The sequence below is a fragment of the Embleya sp. NPDC020886 genome, from assembly GCF_044333915.1.
Taxonomy (GTDB): domain Bacteria; phylum Actinomycetota; class Actinomycetes; order Streptomycetales; family Streptomycetaceae; genus Embleya.
This window is the reverse complement of record NZ_JBIRRX010000017.1, coordinates 64,051-71,507: the sequence shown is the minus strand read 5'-3', so window position 1 is coordinate 71,507 and position 7,457 is coordinate 64,051. Positions and strand designations below refer to the sequence as shown.

Annotated in this window: 5 protein-coding genes; all 5 read left to right on the top strand. The window is 71.8% G+C overall.

Features of this window, described 5'->3' with window-relative positions:
• Positions 1-366: 366 nt before the first annotated feature.
• The 5 genes from ACH4U8_RS38625 (at position 367) to ACH4U8_RS38605 (ending at position 7,355) form a co-directional block, all read left to right on the top strand.
• Positions 367-2,064 (top strand): AMP-binding protein, encoded by a 1,698-nt coding sequence (locus ACH4U8_RS38625; RefSeq protein ID WP_395782820.1) that lies wholly within the window; start codon positions 367-369, stop codon positions 2,062-2,064.
• The gene (locus ACH4U8_RS38620; protein ID WP_360309697.1) at positions 2,061-2,555 is read left to right on the top strand and encodes a thioesterase family protein; all 495 of its coding nucleotides are present in this window, start codon (positions 2,061-2,063) and stop codon (positions 2,553-2,555) included. The genes ACH4U8_RS38625 and ACH4U8_RS38620 overlap by 4 nt, the downstream gene beginning before the upstream one ends.
• Positions 2,556-2,758: 203 nt before the next feature.
• Positions 2,759-5,149 carry an FAD-dependent monooxygenase gene (locus ACH4U8_RS38615; protein ID WP_395782819.1) on the top strand — a complete coding sequence of 797 codons (2,391 nt, stop codon included), beginning with the start codon at positions 2,759-2,761 and terminating at the stop codon, positions 5,147-5,149.
• Positions 5,150-5,169: 20 nt separating this feature from the next.
• On the top strand, positions 5,170-6,249 hold the full coding sequence (locus tag ACH4U8_RS38610; RefSeq protein WP_395782818.1) for a carbon-nitrogen hydrolase family protein: 1,080 nt from the start codon (positions 5,170-5,172) through the stop codon (positions 6,247-6,249).
• Positions 6,246-7,355, top strand: coding sequence for a cupin domain-containing protein (locus ACH4U8_RS38605; RefSeq protein ID WP_360309691.1), 1,110 nt, complete (start codon positions 6,246-6,248; stop codon positions 7,353-7,355). The genes ACH4U8_RS38610 and ACH4U8_RS38605 overlap by 4 nt, the downstream gene beginning before the upstream one ends.
• The last annotated feature ends 102 nt before the right edge of the window (positions 7,356-7,457 follow it).

Below are 7,457 nucleotides of genomic sequence, written 5' to 3'. Positions count from 1 at the left end.
TGGCCCGTCCCCATCGGCTCGCCCCACTCGTGGCCCGTCCCCATCGGCTCGCCCGGCTCGTGGCCCGTCCCCATCGGCTCGCCCCACTCGCGACCCGCCCTCACCGGCTCGCCCCACTCGCGACCCGCCCTCACCGGCTCGCCCCACTCGCGGCCCACCCTCATGCGCTCACCCCGCTCGCGCTCCAGCCCCTGCCGTCGGGCCCGGCTCGCGGCCCGCTCTCACCCCACCCGAGTGGAACCCCCACGTTCCGGGCATCCGCTCCCAGCCCGTCGCCCGCAAGATATCGCGTTCCATTGACTGTCGTCAGAATTGATAGATACTGGCTGCGCGACTCCCGCTGACGCCAGGATGAGGTGCGCGCACATGGAGCTGTTTCCTTCCGCTCATGTCGATACGTTTTGTCGTGATCGATTGCCACCGGACGAGCTGTGGCCCGAACTGCGTTTCGAACTACCGGAATTGCGCTACCCGACCCGGCTCAACTGCGCCCGGGTCCTGCTGGACGACACCGTGGACCGGCTCGGTCCCGACCGTCGCTGTCTGGTCACGCTCGACGACCAGTGGACCTACGGGGACCTCCTGCTCCGGGCGAACCAGGTCGCCCGGGTGCTGACCGAGGACCTCGGTGTGGTCCCGGGCAATCGGGTACTGCTGCGCGGGCCCAACAACCCGTGGCTGGTCGCCTGCTGGTTCGGCGTGCTCAAGGCCGGCGCGGTCGTGGTCACCACGATGCCGCTGCTCCGGGCGCACGAGCTGACCGCCCTGTGCGAGATCGGCACACCCACGGTCGCGTTGTGCGACCACCGGTTCCTGGACGAGTTGGCGGCGGCCGAAGTGCCCGGGTTGACCACCCTCGCCTACGGCGGCGCCGACGAGGCCGACCTGACGGCTCGCTGTGCGAACAAGGACGGCGAGTTCGAGGCCGTGGACACCTCGGCCGACGACGTCGCGCTGATCGCGTTCACGTCCGGGACCACCGGTCGGCCCAAGGCCACCATGCACTTCCACCGCGATGTGCTGGCCAACTCCGACACCTTCGCCCGGCACATCCTCAAGCCCACCCCGGACGACCTGTTCGCCGGCACCCCGCCGCTGGGCTTCACCTTCGGCCTCGGCGGCTTGGTGGTCTTCCCGCTGCACGTGGGCGCGGCCGGCCTGCTGTTGGAGCACGCGACGCCCGAGCGGCTGGCCCGGATCGTCGCCGACTACGGCGTCACCGTGTTGTTCACCGCCCCCACCGCCTACCGGGCGATCATGGGCGCGGGCCTGGCCGACCTGCTCAAGGGCGTCCGCCGGTGCGTATCGGCGGGCGAGGCGTTGCCCGCACAGACCTGGTACGACCTGCACGCGGCGACCGGGATCGAGCTGATCGACGGGATCGGCGCGACCGAGTTGTTGCACGTCTTCGTCTCCGCCGCCGACCAGGACATCCGGCCCGGTGCGACCGGCCGCGCGGTACCCGGCTTCGAGGCCGTGGTGCTCGACGCCGACGGTCACCGCGTCCCGGACGGTACCCCCGGCCAACTGGCGGTCAAGGGCCCCACCGGCTGCCGCTACCTGGACGATCCTCGCCAGGCCGACTACGTGCGGGACGGCTGGAACATCACCGGCGACACCTACATCCGCGACGCCGACGGCTACCTCTGGTACCAGGCCCGCAGCGACGACATGATCGTCTCCTCCGGCTACAACATCGCCGGCCCCGAGGTCGAACTCGCCCTGGCCGCACACCCGGACGTCGTCGAGTGTGGCGTGGTCGGCGCGCCCGACCCCGGTCGCGGACTGATCGTCAAGGCGTACGTGGTGCTGCGCGAGGGGGTGCCCGCCGACGCGGACACCGCCGGCCGCATCCAGACCTTCGTCAAGCAGGCCATCGCGCCGTACAAGTACCCGCGCGCCGTCGAGTTCGTGGCCGCTCTCCCGCGCACCGGCAACGGCAAGCTGCGGCGCGGCGAACTCCGTGCCTGGGCCGAGGCCGGCGCGGCGCCGCCGACGCCGGCCCCGGGCCGGCCGATACCCGCGGCCGTCGCCCCCGACTCCCTCGCCCCGGAAGCCTCGTGAAAGGCAACACGATGCAGGACACCCGCCCCACCCGGCCCGACCCGACCGACCCGACCGACCCGGCGGAGGACGCGGCGACGCTGCCCTCCGTGGTGATCGAGCGCCGGGTCGAATGGCAGGACACCGACGCGGCCGGCCACTACCACTACTCGGCCGTACAGCGCTGGGTGGAGGCGGCCGAGGCGGTGCTGCTGCGTCGGCTGGGGGTGGCCGAGTTGTTCGGCCGGATCCCGCGCGTGCACTTCGAGGCGGACTACCGCGAGCGGTTGTGGTTCGGCGAATCCGTGCACGCCGCGTTGCGGGTGGTGCGGGTGGGGGCCAGTTCGCTGCACTACGAGTTCGAGGTGCGCGGCACCAAGGGCGTGGCCGCGACCGGCCGGCTGTCCGTCGTGCACTGCCCGCCGGACGCCGAGGGCGCCTCGCCCTGGCCCGACGAGATCCGGGCCGCGCTGTCCCGGGGCGGCCCGCAACGGCCGGAATCGTACGCCTGACGCACGCCGGAGCGAAGACCGCCGCACGGGGCGGAGACCGCCGCACGGGGCAAAGGCCGCTTCGCGGGCTCGCAGTCCGCCGCACGGTCTCTCGAACACCACCTCGCGGAGCCACGAGGCGACCTCAGGCGATATCGCGCCATATTGACGACCGTGGAATTTATTACATACGCTCGGGTAGGCCCGGAACATTGGAGGACGCTGTGCGCATCGCAGTCATCGGTGGCGGGCCGGGCGGGTTGTACTTCGCCGCCCTCGCCAAGCAGCTCTCGCCGGCCGCTGAGATCACCCTGTGGGAGCGCAACGCCCCGGACGACGTGTTCGGCTTCGGCGTGGTCTTCTCCGACGAGACGCTGGACGGCATCGCCCAGGCGGACCCGGAGGTCTTCGCCGCGATGTCCCAGGGGTTCGCCCGCTGGACCGACATCGACGTGCGCTACGGCGGCAGCACCCTCACCTCCGGTGGGCACGGCTTCGCCGCGCTGGGCCGGGAGCGGCTCCTGCGCATCCTCCAGGACCGCTGCGCCGCGCTCGGCGTGGACCTGCGCTACCGCACCGAGGCGCCGGACGTGGCCGAACTCGCGTGCACCCACGACCTGGTGGTCGCCTCGGACGGGGTGCGCTCGACGGTGCGCGAGCGCTACGCCGACACGTTCCGGCCGAGCCTGGACGAGCGCGGCTGCCGCTACATGTGGCTGGGGACCGACAAGGTCTTCGACGCGTTCACCTTCATCGTGGACAAGCACGACTTCGGCGTGGTGCAGGTGCACGCCTACCCGTTCGACGATCGACGCAGCACCTTCATCGTCGAACTCGCCGAGGACGCCTGGCGGCGCGGCGGATTCGCCGAATTCGCCGGCCGCGACCTGCCACGCGGGGCCAGTGACGACGCGGGCATCGCGCGCTGCGAGGCACTGTTGGCCGAACACCTGGACGGCCACCGGCTGATCCCGAACAACTCCCGCTGGATCAGGTTCAGCACCGTACGCAACGCCACCTGGCGGCACGAGAACGTGGTCCTGCTCGGCGACGCCGCGCACACCGCGCACTTCTCCATCGGCTCCGGTACCAAGCTGGCCATGGAGGACGCACTCGCCCTGGCCGCGTGCCTGAACGAGCACGCCGGCATCCCGGCCGCGCTGACCGCCTACGAGGCCGAACGCAAGCCTGTGGTGAGTTCGACCCAGCGCGCCGCGCAGGCCAGCCTGGAGTGGTTCGAGAACATCGACCGCGCGGTGGGCCAGGCACCCGAGCAGTTCGCCTTCAACCTGCTCACCCGCAGCCGCCGGGTCACCCACGCCAACCTGCTCGAACGCGACCCCGAGTTCGTCGCCCGGGTGGACGCGGCGTTCACCGCCGGCCGGCCGGACCGGGTGGACGCGGCGCCGATGTTCCAGCCCTTCCGGCTCGGCTCGGTCCGGCTGCGCAACCGCGTGGTGGTGCCGCCGATGGCCACCTACGCGGCCGAGGACGGCATCCCGGGCCCGTTCGAGTCCGCGCATCTGGGCGCCCTCGCGCTCGGCGGCGCGAGCCTGGTCTTCGCGGGCATGACCGCCGTACTGCCCAACGGCCGCTCCACCGAGGCATGCCCGGGCCTGTGGTCGCCGGCCCACGAGGTCGCGTGGCGCGAGGTGGTCACCCGGGTCAAGGAACAGGCCCCGGACGGACCGCTGTTGGGCATCCAGATCGGCCACGCCGGGCGCCGTGCGGCGAGCACCGTGCCGGACGCCGAAGGCCGGAGCGTGCCGCTGGGCCCGAACGGGTGGCCGACGGTGGCCGCGTCGGCGATTCCCTGGGACGCGGCCGGCGACTTCCGGCCGCGCGAGGCGGATCGGGCGGACCTGGACGCGATCACCGCCGCGTTCGCCGCCGCCGCCGCGCGCGCCGATCGAGCCGGCTTCGACGCGCTCGAACTGCAATACGGACACGGCCACCTGCTGTCCGGCTTCCTGTCCCCGCTGACCAACCTGCGCGAGGACGAATACGGCGGCACGCTCGCCGGCCGACTGCGCTTCCCGATAGAGGTGTTGGCCGCAGTGCGGGCGGTGTGGCCGACGAACAAGCCGCTGGTGGTGCGGATCTCGGCGAGCGACTGGGCCGAGGGCGGCACCACCGAGGACGACGCGGTCCGGATCGCCCGGGCTCTGGCGGCGGCCGGGGCGGACGCGATCGACGTGTCCTCGGGCGAGGTGGTACCGCACGAGCGGCCCGCCTACGGGCGCGGCTACCAGACCCCGTTCGCCGATCTGATCCGCAACGCGACCGGCGTGCCGACCATCGCGGTCGGCGCGATCTCCACCTACGACGACGTCAACTCGATCCTGCTCGCGGGCCGCGCCGACCTGTGCGCGGTCGGCCGCGCCCACCTGTACGACCCGATGTGGACGCTGCATGCCGCCGCCGAGCAGGGCTACACCGGACCCGGCGCGCCGTGGCCGAGCGCCTGGCGACCGGGCAGCCGCAAGCCGCCCGGCGCGGGCAGCGACCGCGTACCGCCCCGGCTGCACCTGCTGCGCGAGTCGGTCGAAACGGTGCCGCGGCGTTGGCGGCCGACCCGCGATTCCCCTTTGGTGGCCGTACCCGGCCGGCGCTGACGGACCACGAGGAGCCCGACATGAACAGTTGGACCAGTCCCACCGGTCCCACCCCGCCGATCGTGCTGTCCGGCGAACAGCGCGACAATCCGCCCAGGTTCAAGGCCGCGGCCGTGCAGGCGTCGCCGGTCTACCTGGACGCGACCGCCACCGTGGCCAAGGCGGTCGACCTGATCCGCGAGGCCGCCGCCAACGGCGCCGAACTGATCGTCTTCCCCGAGGTGTTCGTGCCCGGGTATCCGTACTGGAACTGGACGATGAACCCGGTCCAGGGCTCGCCCTGGTTCGAACGCCTGTACCGCTCCTCGGTCGACCTGCCCGGCCCATACGTGAACGCACTGCGCGCCGCCGCCCGGGCGGCCGGCGCGGTGGTGGTGATCGGCGTCAACGAGCGCGGCTCGCACAGCATGGGCGTGCTCTACAACACCATGTTGACCATCGACGCGGACGGCGAACTGATCGGGGTGCACCGCAAGCTGGTGCCCACCTGGGCGGAGAAGCTGACCTGGACCGGCGGCGACGGCAGCTCGCTGCGCGTGCACCCGACCGGGATCGGCCCGCTCGGCGTGCTCGCCTGCGGCGAGAACACCAACACACTGGCCCGCTTCACCCTGCTCGCCCAGGGCGAACTCGTGCACGCGGCAAGCTACATCGCATTGCCGGTGGCGCCCGCCGACTACGACATGGCGGACGCCATCGCGGTGCGCACGGCCGCGCACAGCTTCGAGGGCAAGGTGTTCTCGGTCGTCGCGTGCTCGACCATCTCGCCCGAGATCGTCGACGCGATCGCCGGCGACGACGCCGAGGTACGCAAGCAACTCGGCCGCGAACGCAGCGCGCTGTCCGGCATCTTCGGCCCGGACGGCCGCCCGGTCACCGAACCGCTGATCGACGACGAGGGCATCGTCTACGCCGACATCGACCTCGCCAAGTGCATCCAGCCCAAGCAGATGCACGACATCGTCGGCCACTACAACCGCTTCGACATCTTCCGGCTCGACGTGGACAACCGGCCCCGGTCGCCGATCACCTTCACCCACGACCAGACCCCCACCGCCGGCCCCACACCCGCCGCACCCGCCCCCGAGGAGGAGAAATGACCACCCAGGACGACAACATGCTCGGCCGGGCCCGAGTCACCGACACCCCGGAACTGAGCGCCTACTACGCCGAGTTGGCCGACCGTGCGGCCGGCGCGTTGTGGACCGTGGCGAACGAGATCGAGCCGTGGTACCCACAGCCCAAGTCGGTACCCACGTTGTGGCGCTACGCCGAACTGCGCCCGCTGGTACGCAAGGCGCTCGACCTGGTCAAGGCGGACGACGCGGGCCGCCGGGTGGTGATGCTGGTCAACCCCGGACGGCGCGACGTCAGCGCGGCGGCGGGCCTGCTGTACACGGGACTTCAGATCATGGGACCAGGCGAGTCGATGACCGCGCACCGGCACCAGGCCGCCGCGCTGCGGTTCGTGCTGGAGGGCACCGGCGCCTGGACCATCGTGGACGGCGAGAAACTCAAGGTCGGCGCCCGGGACTTCGCGATCACCCCGAACGGGACCTGGCACGAGCACGGCAACGAGTCCGCCGACGCGCCGGTGATCTGGCAGGACGGCCTGGACATCCCGCTGGTCAACGCACTGGACGCGGGCTTCTACGAGGTGCACCCGGACCTGTACCAGGTGCCCGGCAAGGTGGTGAACAACTCGGTCCTGACCTACGGCGGCAACCTGGTGCCGTACGGCACCGAGCGGTGGACCCGACCCTACTCGCCGCTGCTGGCCTGGCCGTGGGAGCCCACCTACCAGGCCCTGCTCGACCTGGCCCGGGCGAGCGAGGGCTCGCCGTACGACGGCGTGATCATGGAGTACACCAACCCCGCCACCGGCGGCTCGGTGATGCCGACGATGAGCGCGCACATCCAACTCCTGCGCGCCGGACAGGCGACCAAGGCCCACCGACACACCGGCTCGGTTGTCTACACGGCCGCCAAGGGCCACGGCGTCTCGATCGTCGGCGGGCAGCGCTTCGAGTGGCACGAGGGCGACGTCTTCGCGGTCCCGGCCTGGGCCTGGCACGAACACGCCAACCTGGACCCGGCCGACGACGCGGTGTTGTTCTCCTTCAACGACTTCCCGGTGATGCGCTCGCTCGGCTTCCACCGCGAAGAGGCATACCCGGACAACGACGGGCACCAGCCGACCCCGTGAGGCCGGATCGCCCACCGGGGCACCGAACCCCGCGACCTTCGACCCCACACGACGAACCCGGGCGGCGCGACCGCGCCGCCCGGACGCAAGGACAGTGAGGAC